Annotated in this window: 20 protein-coding genes; 2 read left to right on the forward strand and 18 right to left on the reverse strand. The window is 56.3% G+C overall.

Going from position 1 to position 25,906, the window contains the following annotated elements; all coding sequences use genetic code 11:
- Positions 1 to 121 precede the first annotated feature (121 nt).
- Positions 122 to 1,312, forward strand: coding sequence for an amino acid aminotransferase (locus ACMYSN_RS06500; RefSeq protein WP_123756183.1), 1,191 nt, complete (start codon positions 122 to 124; stop codon positions 1,310 to 1,312).
- Between the two features lie 61 nt (positions 1,313 to 1,373).
- Here the strand turns inward: ACMYSN_RS06500 and ACMYSN_RS06505 are convergent, their stop codons facing one another.
- From ACMYSN_RS06505 to cmoM, 7 genes are all read right to left on the reverse strand, one after another.
- Entirely contained in the window at positions 1,374 to 2,021 is a 648-nt protein-coding gene (locus ACMYSN_RS06505) for an MBL fold metallo-hydrolase (RefSeq protein ID WP_174508505.1), read from the reverse strand.
- Positions 2,022 to 2,034: 13 nt separating this feature from the next.
- Positions 2,035 to 2,586: a peptidoglycan L,D-endopeptidase MepK gene (locus ACMYSN_RS06510; RefSeq protein ID WP_462498213.1), complete on the reverse strand. Its 552-nt coding sequence runs from the start codon at positions 2,584 to 2,586 to the stop codon at positions 2,035 to 2,037.
- Between the two features lie 180 nt (positions 2,587 to 2,766).
- On the reverse strand, positions 2,767 to 4,557 hold the full coding sequence (gene ldtD / locus ACMYSN_RS06515; RefSeq protein ID WP_462497449.1) for a murein L,D-transpeptidase: 1,791 nt from the start codon (positions 4,555 to 4,557) through the stop codon (positions 2,767 to 2,769).
- Between the two features lie 182 nt (positions 4,558 to 4,739).
- Positions 4,740 to 9,188 carry a chromosome partition protein MukB gene (gene mukB / locus ACMYSN_RS06520; RefSeq protein ID WP_462497450.1) on the reverse strand — a complete coding sequence of 1,483 codons (4,449 nt, stop codon included), beginning with the start codon at positions 9,186 to 9,188 and terminating at the stop codon, positions 4,740 to 4,742.
- Positions 9,188 to 9,892 carry a chromosome partition protein MukE gene (gene mukE / locus ACMYSN_RS06525; RefSeq protein ID WP_123756179.1) on the reverse strand — a complete coding sequence of 235 codons (705 nt, stop codon included), beginning with the start codon at positions 9,890 to 9,892 and terminating at the stop codon, positions 9,188 to 9,190. Before mukE ends, mukB begins: the two co-directional genes overlap by 1 nt.
- Positions 9,873 to 11,195, reverse strand: a complete 1,323-nt coding sequence (gene mukF / locus ACMYSN_RS06530; protein WP_032688584.1) for a chromosome partition protein MukF — start codon at positions 11,193 to 11,195, stop codon at positions 9,873 to 9,875. Before mukF ends, mukE begins: the two co-directional genes overlap by 20 nt.
- Positions 11,196 to 11,198: 3 nt before the next feature.
- Positions 11,199 to 11,978 carry a tRNA uridine 5-oxyacetic acid(34) methyltransferase CmoM gene (cmoM, locus tag ACMYSN_RS06535; protein ID WP_462497451.1) on the reverse strand — a complete coding sequence of 260 codons (780 nt, stop codon included), beginning with the start codon at positions 11,976 to 11,978 and terminating at the stop codon, positions 11,199 to 11,201.
- 121 nt (positions 11,979 to 12,099) lie between these two features.
- On the opposite strand from cmoM, the gene elyC reads away from it, so the two are divergent.
- Entirely contained in the window at positions 12,100 to 12,879 is a 780-nt protein-coding gene (gene elyC, locus ACMYSN_RS06540) for an envelope biogenesis factor ElyC (protein WP_462497452.1), read from the forward strand.
- On the opposite strand, the gene ACMYSN_RS06545 is transcribed toward elyC, so the two are convergent.
- The 11 genes from ACMYSN_RS06545 to aroA all read right to left on the reverse strand — a co-directional run bounded on the left by ACMYSN_RS06545 (position 12,856) and on the right by aroA (position 25,835).
- Positions 12,856 to 13,749 carry a YcbJ family phosphotransferase gene (locus tag ACMYSN_RS06545; protein ID WP_462497453.1) on the reverse strand — a complete coding sequence of 298 codons (894 nt, stop codon included), beginning with the start codon at positions 13,747 to 13,749 and terminating at the stop codon, positions 12,856 to 12,858. The genes elyC and ACMYSN_RS06545 overlap by 24 nt on opposite strands.
- Positions 13,750 to 13,888: 139 nt before the next feature.
- Positions 13,889 to 14,635 (reverse strand): 3-deoxy-manno-octulosonate cytidylyltransferase, encoded by a 747-nt coding sequence (gene kdsB / locus ACMYSN_RS06550; RefSeq protein WP_174508501.1) that lies wholly within the window; start codon positions 14,633 to 14,635, stop codon positions 13,889 to 13,891.
- A complete protein-coding gene (ycaR, locus tag ACMYSN_RS06555; protein ID WP_123756174.1) occupies positions 14,632 to 14,814 on the reverse strand; it encodes a protein YcaR in 183 nt (60 codons plus the stop codon). The genes kdsB and ycaR overlap by 4 nt, the downstream gene beginning before the upstream one ends.
- 103 nt (positions 14,815 to 14,917) lie before the next feature.
- The gene (locus ACMYSN_RS06560; RefSeq protein ID WP_462497454.1) at positions 14,918 to 16,147 is read right to left on the reverse strand and encodes a winged helix-turn-helix domain-containing protein; all 1,230 of its coding nucleotides are present in this window, start codon (positions 16,145 to 16,147) and stop codon (positions 14,918 to 14,920) included.
- 32 nt (positions 16,148 to 16,179) lie between these two features.
- Positions 16,180 to 17,169 (reverse strand): tetraacyldisaccharide 4'-kinase, encoded by a 990-nt coding sequence (gene lpxK / locus ACMYSN_RS06565; protein WP_462497455.1) that lies wholly within the window; start codon positions 17,167 to 17,169, stop codon positions 16,180 to 16,182.
- On the reverse strand, positions 17,166 to 18,914 hold the full coding sequence (msbA, locus tag ACMYSN_RS06570; RefSeq protein ID WP_123756171.1) for a lipid A ABC transporter ATP-binding protein/permease MsbA: 1,749 nt from the start codon (positions 18,912 to 18,914) through the stop codon (positions 17,166 to 17,168). The genes lpxK and msbA overlap by 4 nt, the downstream gene beginning before the upstream one ends.
- Before the next feature lie 36 nt (positions 18,915 to 18,950).
- Positions 18,951 to 21,215 (reverse strand): MBL fold metallo-hydrolase, encoded by a 2,265-nt coding sequence (locus ACMYSN_RS06575; RefSeq protein ID WP_462497456.1) that lies wholly within the window; start codon positions 21,213 to 21,215, stop codon positions 18,951 to 18,953.
- A 210-nt stretch (positions 21,216 to 21,425) separates the two neighbouring features.
- Positions 21,426 to 21,713, reverse strand: a complete 288-nt coding sequence (ihfB, locus tag ACMYSN_RS06580) for an integration host factor subunit beta (protein ID WP_004100704.1) — start codon at positions 21,711 to 21,713, stop codon at positions 21,426 to 21,428.
- A gap of 150 nt (positions 21,714 to 21,863) precedes the next feature.
- Positions 21,864 to 23,537 carry a 30S ribosomal protein S1 gene (rpsA, locus tag ACMYSN_RS06585; RefSeq protein ID WP_004860074.1) on the reverse strand — a complete coding sequence of 558 codons (1,674 nt, stop codon included), beginning with the start codon at positions 23,535 to 23,537 and terminating at the stop codon, positions 21,864 to 21,866.
- Positions 23,538 to 23,665: 128 nt separating this feature from the next.
- Positions 23,666 to 24,349, reverse strand: a complete 684-nt coding sequence (gene cmk, locus ACMYSN_RS06590; RefSeq protein ID WP_154143396.1) for a (d)CMP kinase — start codon at positions 24,347 to 24,349, stop codon at positions 23,666 to 23,668.
- 202 nt (positions 24,350 to 24,551) lie between these two features.
- Positions 24,552 to 25,835 (reverse strand): 3-phosphoshikimate 1-carboxyvinyltransferase, encoded by a 1,284-nt coding sequence (gene aroA / locus ACMYSN_RS06595; RefSeq protein ID WP_174508496.1) that lies wholly within the window; start codon positions 25,833 to 25,835, stop codon positions 24,552 to 24,554.
- Between the last annotated feature and the right edge of the window lie 71 nt (positions 25,836 to 25,906).

Here is a 25,906-nt window from a genome sequence, read left to right on the forward strand (position 1 = left end):
TAAGATAAAGATCGTAACTTTCGAAAACCTTCTCGCTTTTTGTCGCAAACGGTTGGCAATTTGTAAATCTCCCGTTACCCTGATAGCGAAATTCCCTCAGTAATCACAATGGAACCTCGTCATGTTTGAGAACATTACTGCCGCCCCTGCTGACCCCATTTTAGGCCTGGCCGATCTGTTTCGTGCCGATGACCGTCCGACTAAAATTAACCTCGGAATTGGTGTTTACAAAGACGAAACGGGTAAAACCCCGGTCCTGACCAGTGTCAAAAAAGCAGAGCAATACCTGCTGGAAAATGAAACCACGAAAAACTATCTGGGTATCGACGGTATTCCGGAGTTTGGCCGCTGCACTCAGGAGCTGCTGTTTGGTAAAGGTAGCCCGATCGTTAGCGATAAGCGCGCACGTACCGCTCAGACTCCAGGTGGCACCGGCGCGCTGCGCGTTGCCGCAGACTTCCTGGCAAAAAATACCTCAGCGAAACGCGTCTGGGTAAGCAACCCAAGCTGGCCGAACCACAAGAGCGTGTTCAACTCCGCAGGCCTCGAAGTATGTGAATACACCTATTACGATGCGGCCAACCACGCGCTGGATTTTGACGGCCTGCTGGCAAGCCTCAGTGAAGCTCAGGCGGGTGACGTGGTTCTGTTCCACGGTTGCTGCCATAACCCAACCGGTATCGACCCGACGCTGGATCAGTGGCAACAGCTGGCACAAATGTCCGTCGAAAAAGGCTGGCTGCCGCTGTTCGATTTCGCCTACCAGGGCTTTGCCCGTGGTCTGGAAGAAGATGCTGAAGGTCTGCGTGCATTCGTTGCGCTGCATAAAGAGCTGCTGGTTGCCAGCTCCTACTCGAAGAACTTCGGTCTGTATAACGAGCGTGTGGGTGCCTGTACGCTGGTGGCCGCCGATGCCGATACCGTTGACCGCGCTTTCAGCCAGATGAAGTCGGTGATCCGCGCCAACTACTCCAACCCGCCGGCTCACGGTGCTTCGGTGGTCGCTACGATCCTCAGCAATGACGCACTGCGTGCAATCTGGGAACAAGAGCTGACCGATATGCGCCAGCGCATTCAGCGCATGCGTCTGCTGTTTGTTAATACGCTGCAGGAAAAAGGCGCCAGCCGTGACTTCTCTTTCATCATCAAGCAAAACGGGATGTTCTCGTTTAGCGGCCTGACCAAAGAGCAGGTGCTGCGTCTGCGTGAAGAGTTCGGCATCTACGCCGTGGCGTCCGGGCGTATCAACGTGGCGGGCATGACGCCAGATAACATGGCGCCGCTGTGTGAAGCGATCGTCGCCGTGCTGTAATCTCGCCCAGAAAAAATAAAGGCCGCTAACGCGGCCTTTATTACATTCCCCACACGATAAATTACCAGACCGGCATTTCATCCTGCAGGAAGGGGTTGTGCAGACGCTCATAGCCCAGCGTCGATATCGGACCGTGACCGGGAATAAACGTCACATCATCACCTAACGGCAATAATTTACGTTTAATCGCATCAATCAGCTGCCCATGATCGCCGCGCGGGAAATCGCTGCGCCCGACTCCCCCTTTAAAAATCACATCGCCGGAAATCAGCAAGCGTGAAGCATCATCAAAAAAGACAACGTGTCCAGGCGTATGCCCCGGGCAGTGCAGTACCTGCAGAGAGACATTCCCTACGCTGACCACGTCGCCTTCATTGAGCCAGCGGTCCGGCTGCAGCGGCTGGCAATCTTCCAGACCGAACATCCGGCTTTGCGCTGGCAGCCCTTCCAGCCAGAACTCATCTTCTTTTTCCGGACCGATAACCGGCACACCATAATGCTGTGCCAGTTCAGCCGCCGCACCAACGTGGTCGAGATGACCGTGGGTGAGCAAAATCTGCATCAGGCTGACGCCCGCTGCGGTCACTTCCTGTTTGATTCGCTCGGCGTCGCCGCCCGGATCGACCAGTGCGGCGAGCCGGGTTTGTTCACACCAGATTAAAGAACAGTTCTGAGCGAACGCGGTGACCGGAATAATACGATAGTTCATGATGCTCCTTTCGTTACCAGTGCCTGACCGGACCGGTATCAATATGCACAAAATTGCTACGTGGGTAGTATCCTACACCACCTGCGCCCATAGATAACGCCGCTTTGCGAACATTGCTTAACGAAATGCCTTCAATATGAAAATCCATGGCCTGTCCCTTGGTGTGATAGCTGTGTTTAGCCACACCACGGCTTCGTGCGCGAAGCTCGTCATTGGTATCGAGTGAACGATAGCCAGAGATGAGCTGGACAGGTTTATTCGTGCCAAGTAATCCCTGCAGACGATAGAGGTGATCAAACAAACTCGGATCGATAGTCTTAATTTTATTCGCGCGGAAATCGCGGAAGAAATGATTAAGTCTTGCTAATTCATCCTGAATATAGCCTCTGCCATCGAAAAACTCCGCCTTGAGTGATTCACCAGTATGCAGGTTATTCAACGTCAGAATACGCGGTCGGGGGGTCGAGAGGGTGGCAAATGCCGGCGCAGGCAGGATGGCTGCAGCACCGAGCGCAACCCCGCCTAACGCCAGCAGTTTGCGGCGATTAGCGTCAAATTTGTCCATGATAATCAGGTCTACAAGTAAATGAATCGAATATATGCACTTCTGGCGCACGAAAGGCACCTTACCGGGCATTATTGCCAACGTCAAGGTAGCCTAACCCCAGCAAATACAGGCCCTGCAGACACACAGAGCCTGTTTTTACCACGTAATAGGACAACAAATTTGGCTGAACTACTTCATTTACCTGATTAATTGTTCCGCTTTTGGCAGAATTTGTGCGCCAGATCGCGCGGTGAGATCGTAATTGTAAATATCTGTACGATATTGCATGCGGCCATCGGACCCGACGAACGCGGTTAAATAGTAAAGATTGACCGGAATATTTTGACGGATATTCACATAACGGGTGTCGCCCTGCTTCAGCGCATCGGAAATCCGCGTATCGTTCCAGCCCGCATCCTGCAGCAGCATATTCGCCAGTTCAGAGGCTTTATTCACCCGCACGCAGCCGGAGCTTAACGCCCGGACATCTTTCTGGAACAGGTTATGGTTCGGTGTATCGTGCAGATAGATGGCATCGGAGCTTGGCATGTTGAACTTATAGCGGCCCAGTGAATTACGCGCGCCTGGCGCCTGCTGGAAGCGGAACGGCAGATTTTTTTCGGTGATCGTCGACCAGTCAACCCGGTACGGATCGATCGCCTCTTTGCTGTTCCAGCCGCGCATTACGGTATAACCGTGCTGTTCAAGATAACCGGGGTCGTTACGCACCTTCGGCAGAATATCTTTGCGCGCCAGCGTCGGCGGGACGTTCCATGGCGGATTAACCACCACGTTATTCAGCGCGCTGCTCATCATCGGCGTTTTACGATCCGGACGACCGACGATAACCCGCGATGCCAGAACCTGGCTGCCATCCTGGTAGTAGACCAGGGAGAATGCCGGGATATTCACCATGATACCGGTCGACAGTTTGCCCGGCAGCAAGCGTAAGCGTTGAATATTTAACGCCAGCACCCCGGCGCGTTGCGCCGCCGAGACGTTCAGCCAGTCGCGTGTGGATTGACCAATAACGCCATCGGCACCCAGTCCCTGCCAGGTCTGAAAACGCTTCACCGCGTCGACAAGCTGGCGGTCATAGACCCCGCGCGTCGCGGCTTTCCCCTTCTTCACCGCCGACGGGCTTACGACATCCCCCGGCAGGGCAATGTTAGCGGCATCGTCGAGCATGCCGTTGCGCTGTAAGATTTCACGCAGCGCGCCAATATCGTTGCTCCACTCGCCCGGTCGCAACGAGGTCGTGCTGGTCAACTGCGGCCACGGACGCGAATCCGCCACCAGCGACAGCAGCGCGCGGTGCATCGCCTCATATTGCGGGTGCGTTGGCGTCAGTCCGGCAATAAACGGCACCAGCGCGCCGTTATCCAGCGCCAGCTGCCACTGATTAATCACCGACAGCGGCGGCGTCGCCATCGTGTACGGTTTGGTGCCATACAGCCAGCGATTCCCCTGCACCGGAATGCCGCTGATAAAATGCAGGTAGCCCATCATGGCGTCAGACAGCACGATATCGCGTGCCATACCGTTGACTGCCGGATCGGTCAGCAGGCTCACCCAGGTGGTGAACTGCGGTTGAAACCCGGCGATGGCGACCTCGGCCAGCTGTTGCTGGAAGGCCTGAACCGCCTCGCGGTTCTCCCACATCGGTTTCATGTCCCTGGCCGCATACAGCGCCACCAGCGGATTCATAAACACCGGCTGGTAGCCCGCCGGCAGCAGGGCTGTGATATCGGCGCGACTTTTCTCTACAGCTCCGGCAGCCTGAGGCTGCTCACCGGCCATTTTGGCCACCGCCGCCGACTGGCCGACGCTCTGGCTTAGCGCAGAAGACAGCTCTCCTAAGGTCGCGGAGCTGTCCGTTGGTACAACTTCAGGCTCTTCGGCCTGGGCATTGAACAGTGGAGCAAATGCCAGTGCCAGGCTCAAACTCAGCGCTGACAATGAACAACCATACCGTTTCTTTAGCAACATCCCTTGCCCCCTGTTGACACATTGCTGCCCACAAATTAGGGCTTACTCTCAGTATATGAAGGCGAAAGCGCTTTTGCCTTCCCAAATGTAAAGAAGTTTAAAGATTATACAACGTTACGGTAGCAGATCCGACAACAAAAAGGGCGACATCATGTCGCCCTTCTATCTATCAATCATCCCTCTCAGGAAGCATCCGCCGTTCCCGGCAGCGTTTCCGGAAGTTGGGCGGCAAAACCGCGCAGCCCGACCACGTGGACGTGTTCGTGATTATTAAACACTTTACGCACGAGTTTGTAGGTGGTGCCTTTTTCCGGACTGATGTTTTCCGGCGCCGCAATGATCAGCTGCATCTCGAGGCGTTCGCACAGCTCAAACAGCGTGGCAATAGAGCGGGCATCGAGACGCGCCGCTTCATCGAGGAACAGCAGGCGGCATGGCGACAGGTCTTTTCCGCGCAGGCGGCGAGACTCGTCTTCCCAGCTCTGCACAACCATTACCAGAATTGACATCCCGGTACCGATCGCTTCCCCGGTCGACAGCGCGCCGGATTCCGCACGCAGCCAGCCGTCGGAACCACGGTTGACTTCCACTTCCATCTCCAGATAGTTGCGGTAGTCGAGCAGCTCTTCGCCGATGGTCTGCGGCGTGCGCTGCCCCATATCAATCTGCGGGTTCAGGCGTTGATACAGTTTCGCCAGCGCTTCGGAGAAGGTCAGACGGTTGCTGTTAAACAAATCCTGATGCTGTTCATGCTGTTCAGACAACACATCAAGCAGCGTCGAGTGGGTTTCCCGCACGTTGACATTCAGCCGCACGCTGTTGACCTGCCCGAAGGAGACGCTCTGCAGACCCTGGTTGAGCATACGGATACGGTTCTGCTCGCGCTGGATGGTCTTACGAATGATGTTGGCGACGCTGCGGGAGCTAATAGCCAGCTTCTGTTCGCGGTTAGTCAGCTCTTCGGTCAGACGGTTAAGCTCGATCTCCATCTGTTCAATCGCTTCAACCGGGTCATCGGTACGAATAATATCCTGACGGATACGCTCGCGCAGATGCTGATAAACGGCGACAAAGAACTGAATTTTACGCTCAGGACGTTTTGGATCTTCCGAGACGCGCAGCACATCGCGCAGGTGTTCGTTATCCGACACCGCCAGACGCAGCGCACCGAGGGCTTTATCCGACATCGAACGCAGTTCATCAGCAGAGAGATAGGCCAGCTCGCGACGGTGCAGGCGACGTTCGACGCCGTTGTCTTTCACCAGGCGCATGACCGCACACCAGCCCGCTTTGGCGCTCACCACCTGCTCACGCATTTCGCAGTAGTCACGCTCAAGCTTACGCAGCTTGCGGGTCAGGTTGTCCATTTCCGCTTCGCAGAAGGTCAACGCTTTCTCCAGCTGATTACGGCGGGCGCGGTTGTTGCTTAACTGCGTATGCAGCTCATCGCGACGCGAACGGGCGCGTTCTTCCGCCCCGCTATCGGCACGAACGCCGATCTCCTGCAGCTCTTTATACAGATCGCCCAGCAGCTCTTTTTTGGTGTCATAAGAGCTTTTCAGCGAGGCCAGTACCTGATTGTACTGGTTCAGCTGCGCAGAATGGCTGCGCATTGCCTCACGGGCGCGGCTACGTTCCGTTTCGGCGTGCTCCAGACGCTGGCGCAGTTTTTCGTTCAGATCGCTGTTGCCGCTCAGCATTTCCGCCGAGTCTGAGTAGCTGAAGTGGGCGCGACGCTGCACAACTTCGCTCAGCGCAAACGCCTGCTGACGCGCATCACGCTGCGTCTGCTGCGAATAGAGATAGTCTTCTTTCAGCTGTTCAAACTGTTCCGGATCGCTTTGCAGTACCGAAACGATCGGCTCCAGCTTCGCCAGCTGATTACCGTGCTGCTGAATAAAGCGCGCGGCTTCCTGGGCTTCATCCAGACGTTCCTGAATTTCGTCCACCCGGTCAGCCAGGGTATCGTCCGCCAGCAGGCTAAGACGCGGCAGCAGACGGTTAAGGGCCGAGACGCCCTCTTTCGCCTGTTCAAATTGTACCCGGTTCTGCTGGTTATCACTTTCGTGCGTCGTCAGCGCGCGCTCCAGCTCGCCACGGCGGCTGTTGAGCTTGCGGATTTCTTCTTCCGGATCGTCTTCAAAGGCTACCGCCAGATGGCTACCGATAAAGCGGCTGAAGGCCTGATGCTGACGCTGCGTTTTCTGAACATCAAAAGAGAGGGTCGCAAAACGCTCGGACAAATCTTCACGTTCAGCGTGCAGGCTCTCGATGCGACTTTCACGTGCGGCGCGGCCGAACAGCGGCAGCGTCGGGAAGCGTGAATAACGCCATTGACGATCGGCGACCTTCACCACCACCGCTTTTTCCATCTCATCGACGCTAAATACGCTGTCATCGAATGACTGCGGATCGCCCTCGATCAGATAGAGATCTTCCGGGCAATCTTCCAGCCCTTCAAGATGTTCGGTGATCTGCGACAGATCCGGTACCACGATCGCATGACGCGACGGGCCGTACAGCGCGGAGAAGTACGGGGCATCTTCGAGGCTGACATCGTCATAGATTTCCGACAACAGCACACCGCCAAAACGTTCCGCCAGCGCATTAAGACGCGGGTCTTCAGAACCACCCGGCTGACTGAGACGTTCGATCTCTTCGTCAATGGCCCGTTTACGTGCGCCAACTTCGTCACGCTCAACAATCGCTTCGCGCTCGCGCTCCAGCAGCTGCTGCAGATATTCGGTGACGTCCTGGCTCGATTCAAACTGTTCGCCGCTCTGCTCGCAGAGCTGGTTGAGGCTGTTCTGTGCCGCCAGCCAGACCGGCGCACGACGCAGCAGAGACTGGGTGCGCGACTGCAGCTGTTCCAGCTCCTGGCGCAGGTTCATGCGCTGTTCGCTGGCGGAAGAGACGCTATCGGACAACGACGCAATACGCGCTTCCAGCTCCTGATGCAGTGCTTCCAGTTCGTCGAAGTCGTAGCGTTTACCCTGGCGCTTGCAGAAATCGCTCAGTTGACGTTCGGCATCCTGCTGTTCGCGCAGGCGCTGTTCCAGTTCGGTCAGGCGGCTCCGTAGCCCTTGCGCTTGCTCGGCATGATGTCGCTGATTCACGCCATCACGCAGCAGTTCGCGCGCGATGTCCCAGGCTTCATTACGCGCCAGTGGGCCGTTAATCGCCGCTACCAGCTGATAAGCCTGTTCAAACTGACCGTGCGCCGTTTGCGCGACGCTCATTTTTTGTTCCAGCGACAGCATTTTCTCCGTCGCTTCTTGCTCTTTCGCCTGGAAGGTTTCGAGCCATTCGCCAGCGCTTTCCGGAGTTAAATCCGGCAAATGGCACAGCGCTTTCGCACGCTCCAGCGCCTGCAGCGCCTGGTTGTACTGAATGGCCCGGGTCTGCTGCACGTCCAGCGCCTGCTGATAGTCGGCGAGCTGGCTTTTCAGCTCATCCACTTCCAGTTCAGCGGCTTCTGCGCGGGCTTCGTTTTCTTCCTGCAGATCGGTCGCCTCTGCGACCACTTCGTTCTGCTCTTCAAGACGAATCTGCAGCTCTTCGAGGTCCGCTTCATAGCGCTCGATTTTTTCCTGCTGACGCAGTGCGGTTTGCACCAGATTCAGATGGTCGCTGGCCGCCTGATAATCGGCTTCCAGATCGCCCTCTGCGCCGTTATGCTCCTGAAGTTCGCGGGCCATATCGACGTGCTTATACTGCTCTGCTGCCAGCTGCGCCCGTGAGGTAAACAGGTCGCGACGGTACTCCAGCGCTTTGTCCAGATGCACCCGACGTTCGTTGGCGTGACGCATGTAGTCCGCCGCCACGTAGTTCGTCGCTTCGCTGATCAGGTGCTTAAACAGGTCACGATCGGACTGCGTCACCCGGATCGCTTCAAGGGTCATGCGGTTTTCACGCAGCGCGGCTTCCATGTCCTGGAACGCCTTACGCACGCCGCTGTTTTCCGGCAACAGATAGTCGCGCAGCGAGCGGGTAATGGTGTTGGAGATGCCGCCATACAGCGAGGCTTCAATCAGGCGATAGTATTTACTACGATCCGAGGCCGAGCGTAAACGACGGGCGACGACGCCCAGATCGAACATCAGCGAGTGATAATCGGTGATCGAGTTGAACTGTTTGAACTGCACCCCTTCCATCGCTTCGAGCTTTTCTTTCAGCTCATTGAGGCTCAGAACACGAGCCTGGCGTTCGTTCAGGGTCTCGGTCAGCAGCTGGGTCGGCTGAATCGCCATCGGCAGCCCCTGGATCGCGAAGGGCTTGATATCCACTTTACGATCGCGACCGGCGATCTGCTGCAGGCGCACGCCCACGACCACGCGCTGATGATGGGAGTTGATAACGTCCAGCACCGAATAACAGACCCCGGCTCGCAGCTTACCGTGCAGGCCTTTATCGCGCGAACCGCTGGTGGCGCCAGCCTCGGTGGTGTTACGGAAGTGCAGCAGGGTCAGGTCAGGGATCAACGCCGTGACGAAGGCCGCCATGGTGGTTGATTTCCCTGCCCCGTTACCGCCGGAGAGGGTCGTGACCAGCTCATCCAGATCGAAGGTTCGGGCAAAAAAGCCGTTCCAGTTAACCAGCGTTAGCGAGCGAAATTTACCGCGTTCAATCATTACTCTTCCTCCCCGCTATCCGGCTGATGCTCTTCATTTTCGTCATGAAGCTGCAGATGATTTTCCAGCGCCATCGCTTCGCCGTCGCGAATCATGCGCAGCTGCGCTTCGCGCGGATCGTCGCCCACGCGCACGTCAGCGCCAAAGCGGAACACCGATTCGGTAATGCGGAATTTGCTGCTGTCATGGCCCATAAACCAGACCATGCCCAGACGGCGCAGACGGTTAAGCGAGGCGCGGACTTTTTCCTGCAGCTTCTGGCGGTCGAGATCCGACCCGGTGGAGCGGTTGTTCACCAGCTTCAGCAGCTTGGCTTCGTCGGCCAGGCTCAGCAGCTCATCGTACAGCTCCTGTTGGGTAAAGATCCCTTCATTGGCCAGACGTTCCGGGCTGAGGTAGAGATAGCAAAGAATTTTGCCCACCATCATATCCAGCTCGGACAGCACCGAACGCGGGATCAGCGTGGTGGAACGCGGGCGCAGATAGAAAAACCCTTCCGGCGCGCGAATCAACTCAACGTTATAGCGAGCGTAAAATTCTTCCAGGTAGTCCTGGAAATCCATCAAAAATGCGTGATTATCCAGCTCGTCCAGACCCACATGGCGGCCTGCACGCAAGGCGCTATCCAGCGCCGGAAATAACGGATTGCCCAACGCCTGCGCCAGTTTAACTGGCATCACTTGTTCAATATTTGTCGATGACATGCGCCTGTACCTTGGCTCCGTAATCATTAATCGGCTGCCATTTTGCCGGCAGTCCGGTGAAATCTGCTTGTGCGACGCCCAGGCGAACGGCCTGGTCAACAACGATTCGCGCCACATCAAAATGGCGAGCCCGCGGATACTGTGCCAGATATTCGCGCACCACCAGACCCAGGTCCAGCGGCACACCTTTGTCTTTATAGACCACCAGCTGCGCTTCAATCAGCGCGGCAAGCTGTTCGCGAATTTCGTTAAACTCTTCGTACTCCAGATCGGCCGGAAGTTCCCCGGTAACCTCTTCGTCGCGCAGCGCCATCTCTTCATCACGCATATCCAGCAGACGATCGGCGCTGGCGTGGGTCAATGCCCACGGTGCATCAAAGTAGGTTTGAATCGACTGGCGCAGACGCTGGGCGAACACGCGGTTTTTATCCATATCGATGGCGGTACGGATAAATTTGTGGACGTGGCGATCGTAGCCAATCCACAGGTCGATAGCCTGTTGGCCCCAGCTGACGATGCGGTCGAGTTTGCTTTGCAGATCGAAAACCAGACGGTCAACAAAATGCAAATCATCGCGCGCGATTGTCGCGTCCTGAATCCTCAACAGGTTTGCCTGAAGCTTATCGCCCGCGGCATCCAGCGTATCCTGCAGCTCACGCAGCGTGCCTGAGGTTTCTGACAGCAGCAGTTCACAGCTGGAGATCGCCGCACGCCAGTCTTTATTCAGCAGCTGAGCGATATCATCTTTGACCAGCTGCTGCTGCTCATCCATGATGCGCTGCGTCAGGTCGATACTGTCGAAAATCTCAGCCACCGAGTATTTCAGCGGCGCAAAGACGTTGCGATGCCAATGAAACTCATCGCCGCCCTCTTCAGCCGAATCAGCGGCGCGCTTAAGCTCACCGGCAACGATCGACAGCTGCATCGACAGGCGCAGAGTAGAAAATTCGCGTTGGCGAATATAGTAGTCGGTAATGCCGATACCCAACGGCGTCAGGCGATAAATCGCATTACCTTCCGTAATTTCGCTGGTAAAGCGGTTCAGCAGACGCTGGCGCACCATATCGTTGATCGCGTTATTGGCGCGCTGGCTGATGGTTTCGCTGGTCTGCTCAAACGCATCACTGACGTGGCGGAACGCATCCACCAGTTCTCCCTCAGTCATTTCCCCTTCGAGCCGCTCGCCGTTCAGCGTAGCAACCGCCAGCAGAAAAGAGAGTCTGTCCACCGGCAGCGAAATAGAAAAATCATTTTTTCTGGCCCAGGCAACCAGTTCGGGGACTGTCTGGGAAAATTCACTCATAGTTTATCCTTGCATCTGCGGCTTAAGCGCTGTGACATGAATGTAGCGACCCAGGCTGATATACGGCTCCTGGCGACAGTAGCGCGTCTCCAGCTCCAGCAGCGCCGCAAAATCGTCGCGCTGTTTGCGTTTTTCACGCAGATAATCATGAAACACCCGCACGCCGGTTTTCCCGGTAATGTGCCAGCCCTGCTCTTCCAGCCAGCCATAAACCTGCTGCGGTGAGCGCGGATAGTCCGGCGACAACGTGCGTTTTTTCTTTTTCGGCATGCCAAGCTGTACGTAGTCGAAGTTTCCGACCACCATATTGTGCATCAGCAGACCGTTAGCATTGTAGAACATTAGCGACAATGCACCGCCGGGTCTGATAACGGACCACAGCGTGCGCAGCATCTCCTGCGGTTCAGCCACCCACTCCAGTACCGCATGAAACAGTACCAGATCGACCGGGGTTTCCAAATGCTGCGCAATATCCTGAGCAGCGCATTGTACAAAATGCATGTTGTCGATCACACCTTTATCGGCAGCCGCCTGCCGGGCGCGAGCCACCATTTCGCCAGAGAGATCGCATAACGTCACATGATGACCCATTTCCGCCACTTTGACCGCCGTCTGGCCTTCCCCGCCGCCCGCATCGAGCACCCGAAGCGGCCCAGGGCCAAGCTGGCTCAGTAACGGGTGGAGATCCTGCCAGAGGATCGCCTGACGCAGTTCGCCCTTGGTGGTACCGTAGATATTGCGCGAAAACTTTTCAGCCATGTCATCGAAATTACGATCCTTCACCGGCGACTCCACCTGCCAAAACAAAACCGCTATTTTGTCATACCCACGCGGAGAATGTAGCGATCTGTTATAAGATCCGGGCATAACTTTGGTTATATGGTTAAAAAAGGAACCACCTGGCATGCTTTTTACTCTGAAAAAGTATTTAGGCGGCATGATGCTGCCGCTTCCCTTGTTGCTGTTGCTGATTGCCGCAGGCATCGCCCTGCTGTGGTTCAGCCGTTTCCAGCGAACCGGTAAAGTGTGCGTCAGCGTTGGCTGGCTGCTGTTGGTTGCGCTCAGCCTGCAACCGGTGGCCGATGGTTTACTCAAACCTATTGAGGACAAGTACCCAACATGGCAAGGCAGCGAACGGGTTCAGTATGTGGTGGTACTCGGTGGCGGATATACCTGGAATCCGGACTGGGCGCCCAGCTCTAACCTGATCAACAACAGCCTGCCGCGCCTGGCTGAAGGGATCCGGCTGTGGCAGGAGAATCCGGGGGCGAAGATGATCTTTACCGGCGCCGCGGCGAAAACCAACCCGGTCAGCACCGCTGAGGCTGGCGCCCGGGTGGCGCAAAGCCTTGGCGTCCCGCGCAGCGAAATAATGGTTCTCGATAGCCCGAAAGATACGGAAGAGGAAGCCGCTGCGGTCAAACAGGCCATCGGTGATGCCCCTTTCCTGCTGGTGACCTCCGCGTCGCATCTGCCCAGAGCGATGATTTTCTTCCGACATGCCGGGCTTAATCCACTGCCGGCGCCGGCTAATCAGCTGGCGATTGAATCGCCGCTTAACCCGTGGGAGCGCGCGATCCCGTCGCCGGTATGGCTGATGCACAGCGATCGCGTCGGTTACGAAACGCTGGGGCGCCTCTGGCAGTGGCTAAAAGGAGTGTCAGGCGAGCCAGGGCAGGAGTGATTTAGCGGCCAGATCAAACCGGGTGCGGTCAAAGCGCCCGGTATTGACCAGGTTGTCCACTTCATCCCACAGCAGATACAGCCAGCGCCGCCAGACGAATGACTCCGACACCGGCGCGCGGCGCAGATAGTGCCACAGCAGCTGCTCCCCTTGCCCGCCGTCCGACAGTCGGAACAGTTCGTATTCTCGGGGCGCCCAGAGCATCATGCCCGGCCCGACCATTGCCAGCAGCTGATCGCTACGCGCGTCTTTCAACATACTGCGCAGCGTGAAGCTCCCGTGCACCAGCACGCAGTTATCGCTGAAATCTTCAAATAGCGCCGGGAGGCACTCCCGGGAGCGGAACAGGATCCGTTTGTCCTGCATCGTCAGGCCGGTGTCCTGATACAGGTTTAGCGTACTCCACAGCATCTCTACCCGTTGACGATACCAGTTCGACCACAGGTTTTCCTGGGTGCTGTCGACCATGCCAACACAGCCGCCGCTGTCATGCCGATGCCAGGCCAGCAGGGCTTCAACGATCTGCTCCTGCAGCTGTTCCCAACGTTGCGGCGTCCGGGTTGGCGCCTCCACGGAAACACCGCGCAGTCGTTCAATCAACAGCACATCAGGCCCGGGATGTTCCTCATGAGTTAACACGCCGTACACCACCGGCATCCGCGCGGTGCCGCTGCGCGCAAGCATCGAGATTTTCCAGGCCAGCTGACGGGCAATTCCGGGGGTGGTGAAACTCCTCGCCAGCAGCGGTAACGGATTTCCTTGTGCATCATAGAGCGACCACAGCGCCGACAAGGGCTTCTCGCTGACACACTCCACGCGGCTGAGTTTTTCACCCAGCAGGTGGCTCAGTTCGGTTCGCAACTGTTCCATTCAGATTACCCCTGTGAATACTACTGGTTTCATAATGAGCGCCAGCCGCAGGGATGTCATCGGGTAAGATCAAATTTGGGGCAAATAGTATGGAAAAACAGCGTGAGGATATCCCCTCGCGATGGAGGGGATGGGGAGATTATCGCAGCTCTGCGCGAACGCGAGCCAGATCTTCCGGCGTATCGACACCGGTGCCGGGAACCACTTCGGCTACCGCAACATGGATTTTTTCGCCGTACCACAGCACCCGCAGCTGCTCCAGCATTTCGATCTGTTCCAGCGGGCCTGGCGCCCAGCTGACATAGCGACGGATAAAGCCCGCGCGATACCCGTAAATCCCGATATGACGAAGCAGTGAATCGCCGATGGTTTCGCGGGACTGCGCAAAACGATCGCGATCCCATGGGATCGTGGCGCGGGAGAAATAGAGCGCGTAGCCCTGCGCGTCCATCACCACCTTCACTGCATTAGGGTTAAAAGCTTCTTCGGCATCATGAATCGGCACCGCCAGCGTCGCCATACCGCAGGTATTAGCCGCCAGATTCGCCGCCACCTGGCGCACAATCGCCGGCGGGATCATCGGCTCATCACCCTGAATATTGACGATGATGGTGTCATCACTGAAGCCGCATTTTTCAACGACTTCGGCCAGACGTTCAGTGCCGGACTGATGGTCAGCGCGCGTCATGCACACTTCGCCACCGGCTGCTTCTACCGCACGCGCCACTTCATCATGGTCCGTCGCGACGATAATACGGTCGGCCCCGGACTCACGCGCGCGTTCGAGCACATGCACGATCATCGGCTTACCGTTAATGTCCTGTAACGGTTTTCCGGGCAAACGTGTGGAGGCAAAACGGGCAGGAATAATGACCACGAAACTCATGAGTGGCTCTCTCCGACGGCTAATGCGCGGGCTTCGGTTTCCAGCAAAACGGGAATGCCGTCACGCAGCGGGAAGGCCAGGCTGTCAATTTTACAGATCAGCTCTTGCTTATCCTGGCTGTAGTAGAGTTTACCGTTGCAGACAGGACAGGCGATGATTTCTAATAAACGGTGATCCATAATTCCTCCTGATGGACCGAATAGATTCCGCAGCAGCATATCACATGATGACAAGCTCAGGGATCCGTTTGCGGCAATGGCTACGCGAGCCATCGCCAGGGGGTCAGGCTGAGGCGATTTCCCAGCCCTGAGGCCGGTCTGCAAACAGCCCCGGCGGCAGACGACCCAGAGTGATATGCTGCACCGACTGCCAGAGGGCAAAGGCTTCTATTGCACGTATCAGCCCTTTTTCCAGCCCGCCGCTAACCTTAATCCCCTCTTCCAGCCACAGCGAGATAATTTCCAGTACCCCGGTTTTACGATGCACTTTGCTGTCCATTCTGCCCACCAGTTTGCCCTGATGCAGCAGCGGTAGTACAAAGTAGCCATACTGACGTTTAGGCGCCGGGGTATAGCACTCAAGGCGGTAGCTGAAATTGAATAGCTGTTCGGCGCGTTTACGGTCCCAGACCACCGGGTCAAACGGTGAGAGCACGGCGCTATGGCTGGCGGTAAGTTTGCCTGCAGGCGCGGATTCAAGCTGCGCTCGCGCTTCGTGATGCAGCCACATTTCACCGAGCTCTTCAACGTTCACCGGCGTCACCAGCCCATCGTCCTGCCAGCGCTTGAGCAGCGCCGGCAACGATGGTTGACGCAGCCGGTAGTAATCGGCCAGCCACTGGGGACGGAAGATACCGAGGCTGCGGGCGCTATTACGCAGCATCAGGGCTTCAGCGTCGGCTTGCGACAGCGCGTCGCGCTCATCATCCCAGTGCGGCATCACCCGATGCGTCAGATCGTACACCCGCTGGAAATTACGTCGTTCGACAACCATGACTTTTCCGGCGGTAAACAGCCCTTCCAGATGACGTTTATGCGGTTTCCACTCCCACCAGCCGCTGGTACCTTTGCGCGGGTGTTCAAAATCGGCGGAACGTACCGGGCCATTCTGGGCAATATGCTCCAGCAGCTGTTGAATATCAGTGGCGTGTTCAGCCATCCATCCTTTGTGGTACTTCCAGCCCATATTATCCGGCGTCAGCATGCGGTGGCGTACCAGGGCAAAGTCACTGCGGGGTAAAAAGCAGGCTTCATGGGCCCAGTACTCCATCAGCTCGCCGCTGCGCAGCGCCTCTTCCAGCCAGGCTGGCGAATAGCTACCGAGACGACTAAAAAGCACCAGATAGGGGCTGCGGGCGACGACGTTGATGGTATCGATTTGCAGCAGTGACATCTGCTGGATGGTGGGAAGAATATCGCTGGCGCGAGCACGGCGCCGGGGCGTTTTCAGTAACCCCTGCGCCGCAAGATGGAGATGGCGGGCGTCTTTAAGTGAAAGTTGTAATACCGACATGCAGGTTCTCCGTGAAGGACTCCGGCACAGCGTTATTGAGGCTTACGTTGCGCCAGCGCGACCAGTTCCGTCAGCAGCTGCTGAGCGCGTTCATCCGCCATTATGGCGTCGACGGGCAAATACCACCAGTTCGCGTCGGCAAAACCGCGGCATTTCACCGCGTCTTTTTCAGTCATCAGCAGCGTTTGCTGTGCCGTCACGAGAGCGGAAACGCTGGCCTGGGTCAGCGCCTGATGATCTGCCAGCGCCACGGTGTTCACCGGCTGTACGCCGCAGCTTTCCAGGGTGGCGAAGAACCGCGGAGGATGGCCGATTCCGGCCATGGCGACAACATTGTCGAATGAGGCCACATCACGCCGTTCACCGCTGAGTAAATTCACCGCCTGCCCCGGACGCAACTGCATCGGGATCTCACCCGTTCGCGCCACGCCGCCGTTCACGATGATGGCGTCGACGCTCTGAAGGCGTGACGCGCGTTCGCGCATCGGCCCGGCCGGTAGCCACCAGCCATTGCCAAAACGACGCACGCCGTCAATCACCACGATTTCCTTGTCCCGCGCCAGCTTATAGTGTTGCAGGCCGTCATCGGTAACAATGATCTGGAGGTCGTGGGCCGCAAGCAGAGTGCGTACCGCATCGCTGCGCACCGGCGAGACGGCAACCGGTGCTCCGGTACGTTGGAAAATCAGCACCGGTTCGTCACCGGCTTCGGCGGTACTGGTGCTGGCGCCCAGCAGCAACGGATAGCTTGCCGCCTTCCCGCCATAGCCGCGAGACACCACACCAACGCGAATGCCGCGCTGCTGGAGTTGTTCCACCAGCCAGATAACCACCGGGGTCTTACCGTTACCCCCGGCGGTCAGGTTACCGACAACCACCACTGGAACCGGCGCGCGCCAGGCTTTCTTCAGCCCCAGCCGGTAGCTGAGGCGAATCAGCCCACTCACCAGGCCATAAAGCCAGGAGAGCGGGAGCAACAGCCGCCATAACGGCGACTCACCAGACCAGATTCGGGCAATCATTGGCCAAACTGCATCTTATGCAGTTGGGCATAGACGCCACGATGCTCCAGCAGATCGGCATGGCTGCCACGTTCTACGATGCGACCATCTTCTACCACGACGATTTCGTCGGCTTGCTCGATGGTAGACAGACGGTGCGCAATCACCAACGAAGTGCGGTTTTTTTGCAGTTCGTCCAGTGCCGCCTGGATGGCGCGTTCAGATTCGGTATCCAGCGCCGAGGTTGCTTCGTCGAGGATCAGAATCGGGCTGTTACGCAGCAGCGCTCGCGCGATAGCAATACGCTGGCGCTGACCGCCGGAGAGCAGGACGCCATTCTCACCAATAACGGTATCAAGGCCGTTATCCATTTTGCTGATAAAGTCCATCGCATAGGCCATCCGCGCGGCTTCTTCAATCTGCTCGCGGCTGTACTCGTCCGTACGGGCGTAGGCGATGTTGTTCGCCACGGTATCGTTGAACAGATGGACATTTTGCGACACCAGCGCCACCTGATTACGCAGAGAGGCCAGGGTATATTCACGCAGATCGTGACCATCCAGCTTAATCTGGCCTTCATCGATATCATAAAAGCGGGTAATCAGGCTGGCGATGGTCGATTTGCCCGACCCGGAACGCCCGACCAGAGCAACCGTTTTACCTTCCTGAATGTTCAGGTCGATATTGCGCAGAGCCGGCGTTTCGCGCCCTGGGTAGGTGAAGGTGACATTGTTGAACTCAAGGTTGCCCTTCGCACGCTCAATCACCAGCTTACCTTCGTCTTTTTCCTGCTCGGAATCGAGGATAGCAAACAGCGTCTGACAGGCCGCCATACCGCGCTGGAACTGGGCGTTGACGTTAGTCAGTGATTTCAGCGGACGCATCAGGGCAATCATCGAAGAGAACACCACGGTGATCGTACCGGCGGTCAACGTTTCCATCACGCTTGGGAAACTCGCCGCATAGAGGACAAACGCCAGCGCCAGCGAGGCAATCAGCTGAATGATGGGATCAGAGATTGACGAGGCGGAGACCATTTTCATCCCCTGCAAACGCATCTTGTTGCTGACCTTATCAAAACGCTTGGTTTCTACGCCCTGGCCGCCAAACATCAGCACTTCTTTATGGCCTTTCAGCATCTGCTCAGCGCTGGTTGTCACCTGCCCCATCGTATTCTGCATATTTTTACTGATATTACGAAAACGCTTGGAGACCACACGAATCGCGATGGAGACGATAGGCGCCAGCACGATCAGGATCAGCGACAGCTGCCAGCTGTAGTAGAACATCATCACAAACAGACCGATGATCGAGGCACCTTCACGCACCACGGTAATCAACGCGCTGGAAGAGGACGACGCCACCTGTTCGGAGTCATAGGTAATACGTGACAGCAACGTCCCCGTGGACTGCTTATCAAAGAACGAGACCGGCATTCCCATCATATGGCTGAACAGACGACGACGCATCGTCATAACCACTTTCCCGGAAACCCAGGAAATACAATAGCTTGAAATGTAGCTGGTGACACCACGCAGCACCATCAGGCCGATCACCACCAGCGGCATCCATAGCAGCACTGAGCGATCCGTTTTACCAAAACCATCATCCAATAACGGTTTAAGAAGCGATAACATGAAAGTATCACTAGCTGCGTTAAAGACTAACGCAACTGCCGCGACGATCAGTCCGGGTTTAAATGGCGCTATAATCGGCCAGAGTCGGCGGAAGGTCTGCCACGTGGAGAGATCTTTATCGTTCTGCATTCAATAAACCAGCTTATGTTGAAATAGCCGCATATTCTACCCGTTATCCACGGTCTCGCCAAACCACTGATGATACCAACGCGGTAAAAGTTGATCTCGTAAGCTGTGGATTTGCCAGCTTTCTGCGGAAAAAATAACCGTTATTTGCCCCTGATGGGGCGTATCGAACCACCGGTAACCTTGCTGCCGGTAGCGCTGCACAACCTTATCCGCTGGCATGCGCCAGGCATTGTATCGCGACACCGACGCCAGCGCCGCCGCCCCGCCCACCCGCTGCAACAGCGCGAGGGAAGATGACGTATTGCTGCCATGATGCGGGACCTGGATAAGTGTAGACGCAAGATGCTGCCAGTAGTGACTCATCATCGCGCGTTCTGCTGGAATTTCAATATCTCCGGTTAACAGAATGCTGTGTTTGCCATCGTCAATGCGCACCACGCAGGAGCGATTATTGCCCGTCGTGTTTGCCTCCGGGAGCGGCCAGAGTGCGCGGAAGGTCAATCCCTGCCAGCGCCAGCTTTCGCCTCGCCGGCACGGGAGATGCCCCTGCCAGCCAAGCGGACTACGGACCCACAGGCCGGGCCAGGCCTGCAACAACGAATTCAGACCACCGCGATGATCGAGGTGTTCATGACTCAAAATAATCCCCTCAGGACGCAGGTTATGCCAGCGCAACCACGGGATAATAATCTGCTGCCCGCTATCGCCACCGGGCCAGGCCAGCCCGGTATCATAGAGAATCGCCGCCCCTTCACGCTCAATAACCAGCGCCAGCCCCTGCCCGACATCAAGCATCGTGACCCGCCACTCCCCCTGCGGCAACGGGCGCCATAACGGCCAGCTCAACAGCACGGTGCTGCTGAGACACAGCGCCGGGAGCGAACGCCAGGCATGAAAGCGCCAGATAAGGAGCCACAGCCAGGGCAACAGGCTCACCCCGGCCCAGCGGAAATCCAGGCTCAGCCACCCTGACGGTAACAGCCGTAAAAACCAGAATAATCCGGCCAGCAGACGGTCAGCCAGCAGCCACAACGCCATCTCAATAAGCGTGGGACCACTGAGATGCAGCAACATGGCCAACAGAATGCAGGGAACGATAGCAAAGGTGACCAGCGGCACGGCAATAAGATTAGCCAGCCAGGAGGTCAGGCTGATGCCATGGAAAATAACAATCTGAATGGGCAGCAGTAAAAACATCAGGCCCAACTGCAGGTGACTTAATGCCAGTATCTGCCGCAGAGGCCAACGCCAGTTGTGCAACGACACGGGCACAATCTGATACCAGAAAATCAGCGTTGCGACGGCAAATACCGAAAGCCACAGGCTATCCGATAACACCGCCAGCGGGTCGGCAAGCAGCATCGCTCCAATACAGCATAACCACACCTGCCAGGGCGACCAGCGCTTGCCGGATAATCGCAAAGCGACCGCCGTGCCCAGCGCAATACAGGTCCGCAGGGCCGGCGGCTGCATACCGGTCAACCAGGCGTAACCGAGGGCACAGATCAGGCCCGCGAGTAACGGCGTTTTCCAGTTGATCCATCGGCAGGGAAAAAAGAACTGCAGGCCACGTACTGCCAGTCCACCCAACAGCGCACCTAGCGCGATATGCAAACCAGAGATCGCCATCAGATGAGAGGTTCCGGTCTCTTGCATCAGGCGTTTGATATCCCCGGGAATCACCAGGCGCTCCCCCATCCCGAGGCCGAGGATAACTGGCTGCCAGGGGAATGCCGCGAGGGTATGACCCAGCGAGGCCAGAAAGCGCGCCCGATAGCTGCATTCAGGGTCGAGCGCTTGTGCAGAGGTAAAGCGGCCGCTCAGAGAACGATGTTGCGATAGCGCATAGCGCTGGCTGTCAAAGCCTCCGACGTTAAGCTGGCTATGGACCGGACGAAGCCGGACCGCCATCTTCCAGCGCTGCCCGGCACAAGGCGCAATGGGAAGAGGATTGCCATACAGCGTAATCCCCGGGGCCGGAAACAGCCGCTGCCCGTTCAGGTGGGTGATAACCCCCTGATGGGTTGTCTCGGCGTCAGTCGCGGTCAGCGTTATCTCAACCGACGAGTGGCTACCGGTTAATGCGCGGGTTGGCCAGAGTGCCTGATGGGCGCTCAGCACGCCCCAGGCAAAAAAGAGGATGGTCAGCGCCAGGTAGCGTAAGACGACATAGCGGGAAAAAGAGAGCGCGATGGCCCCGAGAATGCATCCTTGAATGGTGCTCAGCGTCGGCAGCACCGGCAGTACCAGCAGCGGAAATATTCCGGTAATGACGCACCCTGCTAGCTGTGATAAACGCATGGTGACCTCCCTGTTAGCGGGAAGTATTACGCGAATGCGGGAGAGCGTCAGCTGTCGTCCGTCGGCTATGGATTGCGGTTTCTACAGAATTGGTCGGAGTACTGCAAAGCGGAGAATAAACTGCGAGGAGCAGCAAATTGCGGGCATAAAAAAAGCACCAGTGAGGTGCTTTTTTTATCTTCGGAGTACGTAGTCACCATCTGGCGAGACTTACTCTTCGTAAATATTGGCGCGGTCGCGTAGTTCTTTCCCAGGCTTAAAGTGCGGAACGTACTTACCTTCCAGTTCGACTTTATCGCCAGTTTTCGGGTTACGCCCGGTGCGAGGTGCTCGATAGTGCAAAGAGAAGCTGCCGAAACCGCGGATTTCAATGCGCTCACCTTGAGCAAGCGTTGAGGCCATATGCTCCAGCATCTCTTTAACAGCATCTTCAACCGCTTTCGCAGGAATGTGAGATTGCTGGCTGGCAAGTCGTTCTATCAATTCGGACTTGGTCATTATTCCTCCGGTTTCCTTCAAGGCAAATTAGCTAACTGCTTTAAACAAGGGCGGCCGTAGCCGCCCTTTGTGCATGATTACAGGACGAATCCTGCAATCTGTCAAGTAAACTCGTCATAATTCAGGTTGTTGTAACCTGAATGACTAAGATTACTCGCCTTTAGCTGCTTTGAAAGCTTCAGCCATTGCGTTGTTAGAGAAGTTTGCATCTTCCTGTTTGTTAACAGTTGCGATTGCATCTTTCTCATCAGCTTCGTCTTTAGCACGAACAGACAGGCTGATTGCGCGGTTTTTACGATCAACGCCGGTGAACTTAGCTTCAACATCGTCGCCAACGCTCAGAACCAGAGTTGCATCTTCAACGCGGTCGCGGGAAGCTTCAGAAGCGCGCAGGTAACCTTCAACGCCGTCAGCCAGTTCTACGGTTGCGCCTTTAGCGTCAACTGCAGTGACTTTACCGTTTACGATTGCGCCTTTCTTGTTCAGTGCAACCCAGTTGTTGAACGGATCTTCTGCGAGCTGTTTAACGCCCAGAGAGATACGCTCACGCTCTGCGTCAACCTGCAGAACAACTGCTGCGATTTCGTCGCCTTTTTTGTATTCACGTACTGCTTCTTCGCCTGCAACGTTCCAGGAGATGTCAGACAGGTGAACCAGGCCGTCGATGCCGCCGTCCAGGCCGATGAAGATACCGAAGTCAGTGATAGACTTGATTTTACCTTCAACACGGTCGCCCTTGTTGTGGGTTTCCGCAAACTGCTGCCACGGGTTGTTTTTGCACTGCTTCAGACCCAGGGAGATACGACGACGTTCTTCGTCGATATCCAGAACCATAACTTCCACTACGTCGCCAACGTTAACAACTTTGGACGGGTGGATGTTTTTGTTGGTCCAATCCATTTCGGATACGTGAACCAGGCCTTCAACGCCTTCTTCGATTTCAACGAAGCAGCCGTAGTCGGTCAGGTTGGTCACGCGACCGGTCAGTTTGGTACCTTCCGGATAACGCTTAGCGATAGCTACCCACGGATCTTCGCCCAGCTGTTTCAGGCCCAGAGATACACGAGTACGCTCGCGGTCGAACTTCAGCACTTTAACAGTGATTTCGTCGCCAACGTTTACGATTTCGCTCGGGTGCTTAACGCGTTTCCACGCCATGTCGGTGATGTGCAGCAGGCCGTCAACGCCGCCCAGATCAACGAATGCGCCGTAGTCAGTGAGGTTCTTAACGATACCTTTGACTTCCATGCCTTCCTGCAGGTTTTCCAGCAGCTGATCGCGTTCTGCACTGTTTTCGGATTCGATAACAGCACGACGGGAAACAACAACGTTGTTACGCTTCTGATCCAGCTTGATTACTTTGAACTCAAGCTCTTTGCCTTCCAGGTGCAGCGTGTCGCGAACTGGACGAACGTCAACCAGGGAACCTGGCAGGAACGCGCGAATACCATTCAGCTCAACAGTGAAGCCACCTTTAACTTTGCCGTTGATGACACCGACTACAGTTTCAGCTTCTTCGTAAGCTTTTTCCAGCGTGATCCAAGCTTCGTGACGTTTAGCTTTCTCACGGGACAGCAGGGTTTCACCGAAGCCGTCTTCTACTGCATCCAGAGCAACGTCAACTTCGTCACCAACCTGGATTTCCAGCTCGCCCTGGGCGTTTTTGAACTGCTCTGCCGGAATGGCAGACTCAGATTTCAGACCGGCGTCAACCAGTACGATATCTTTGTCGATAGCAACAACAACACCACGAACGATGGAACCCGGACGGGTTTCGATTGTTTTTAAGGATTCTTCAAATAGTTGAGCAAAAGATTCAGTCATGTTTAATCTTCAGGTTTCATATTTAACGTCCACCTGGCTCCGTGCCGGATGGGGTTGTTTAACATACCCGCTAACACTCCATTGCTGCGGGGGTACTGCTATAATTCGGAGGCCGTGTCGCTTAACGATCAGGCGACTGCCAGTTTTTCGCGCGCATAGTGTAGCGCTTTTTCAATTACTTGCTCAATGTTTAGTTCAGTAGAATCGAGAACTAACGCATCAGCAGCCGGGACAAGCGGCGCCACGCTGCGATTACGGTCGCGATCGTCACGCTCTTTTATCTCGGACAAAAGACGTTCAAAGTTAACACTAAAGCCCTTATCCTGCAACTGCAGCATGCGCCGATGGGCGCGCTCTTCAGCGGATGCATCGAGGAAAATTTTCACTGGCGCATCGGGAAATACCACGGTTCCCATGTCGCGTCCGTCGGCAATCAGGCCCGGCAATTCGCGGAACGCACGCTGGCGACGCAATAAGGCTTCGCGCACGCGTGGAAACGCCGCCACTTTCGAGGCGGTATTGGCGACTTCCTGAGTACGGATCTCGGCGCTGACGTCTTCACCTTCAAGCACCACTTCGAGGCTGCCGTCAGTAGAGATAAAACGCACGTCCAGATGCGCGGCCAGCGGCACCAGCGCCTCTTCAGATTCAACATCTACATGGTGATGCAGCGCGGCGAGTGCCAGCACGCGATAGATGGCACCGGAATCCAGCAGATGCCAGCCCAGCGCTTCTGCCATTGCCTTGCACAATGTGCCCTTACCCGCACCGCCAGGCCCATCAATGGTGATTACCGGAATCGTTGCCGTCATCTTTTTCTCCTTCAGCAAGGCACATAGAATGTAAACGCCGCGCATTATACGCATCTATACGCTGGAAAGTGAGCATTGCTTGCAAATTACGGGCTACCAGAAAAGGATCGCAGAAGAATTGCGCAATTATAGCGGGCTGATGGAATATCAGCCCGGGAGATGACAATGTTTTACTTTTTGTTTTACGTCTTACCGAAGCGCATTACGCCAGGGTGCTGATTCGCGCCAGCTGCTCGAAGTAATCCGGGAAGGTTTTCGCCGTACACTTCGGGTCGAGAATCGTCACCGGCGTATCGGAAAGCGCCACCAGCGAGAAGCACATTGCCATACGGTGATCGTTATAGGTGCCGATCTCCGCAAACTGCAGCGTCAGCGGAGGCGTAATGCGGATGTAATCCTCGCCCTCTTCCACTTCAGCGCCCACTTTACGCAGCTCGGTTGCCATCGCAAACAGACGGTCGGTCTCTTTGACGCGCCAGTTATAGATATTACGCAGCGTGGTGGTCCCTTTTGCGAACAGTGCCGCGGTGGCGATGGTCATTGCCGCATCCGGGATATGGTTCATATCCATATCGATGGCGTTTAGTTCGCCGTGGGTACAGGCAATAAAATCATCGCCCCAGGTAACGGTAGCGCCCATTTTTTCCAGCACGTCAGCAAAACGAATATCGCCCTGAACGCTGTTACGGCCAATACCGGTCACTTTCACCGTGCCGCCTTTAATCGCGCCTGCAGCGAGGAAGTACGACGCCGATGAGGCATCCCCTTCAACCAGGTAATCACCAGGCGACTGGTACTGCTGATTGCCCTTAACCACGAAACGCTGGTAGGCCTGGTTTTCGACCTCAACACCGAAGGTTTTCATCAGATGCAGCGTGATATCGATATACGGTTTGGACACCAGCTCGCCTTTAATGGCGATAACAGTATCCTGCGGCGCCAGCGGAGCCGCCATCAGCAGCGCGGTCAGGAACTGGCTGGAGACGCTGCCGTCCACTTCCACCTGGCCGCCGGAAAAGCCGCCGCGCAGACGCAGAGGCGGGTAGTTTTCCTGCTCCAGATAATCAATTTGTGCTCCGCCCTGGCGAAGGGCATCCACCAGGTGACCAATCGGGCGTTCTTTCATGCGCGGTTCGCCGGTCAGCACGATATCGTTGCTGCCCAGACACAGCGCCGCCGCCAGCGGACGCATGGCGGTTCCGGCGTTACCGAGGAACAGCTCGAGGGCATTACCGGCCTGCAGCGGACCCGCGTTACCGACAACTTCACAACGGGTACGGTCAGAAGACAGGGTGTAATGAACTCCCAGAGCGCTCAGGGCATTCAGCATGTGGCGTACATCGTCGCTGTCCAGCAGGTTGGTCAGCACCGTGGTGCCACGGGCTAATGCCGCCAGCAGCAAAGCGCGGTTAGAGACACTTTTTGACCCAGGCAGGTTTACGGTGCCATCCACTCGCGCAATGGGTTGTAACGTCAGGGATTCCATCAAACTCAACTCTCAAACAAACAGAATAAAAACCCCGCAGACCGGCTGCGGGGATGAAAAGCAGAACGGTG

It is taken from the genome of Klebsiella sp. R445 (assembly GCF_051131755.1).
GTDB lineage: Bacteria > Pseudomonadota > Gammaproteobacteria > Enterobacterales > Enterobacteriaceae > Klebsiella > Klebsiella lignicola.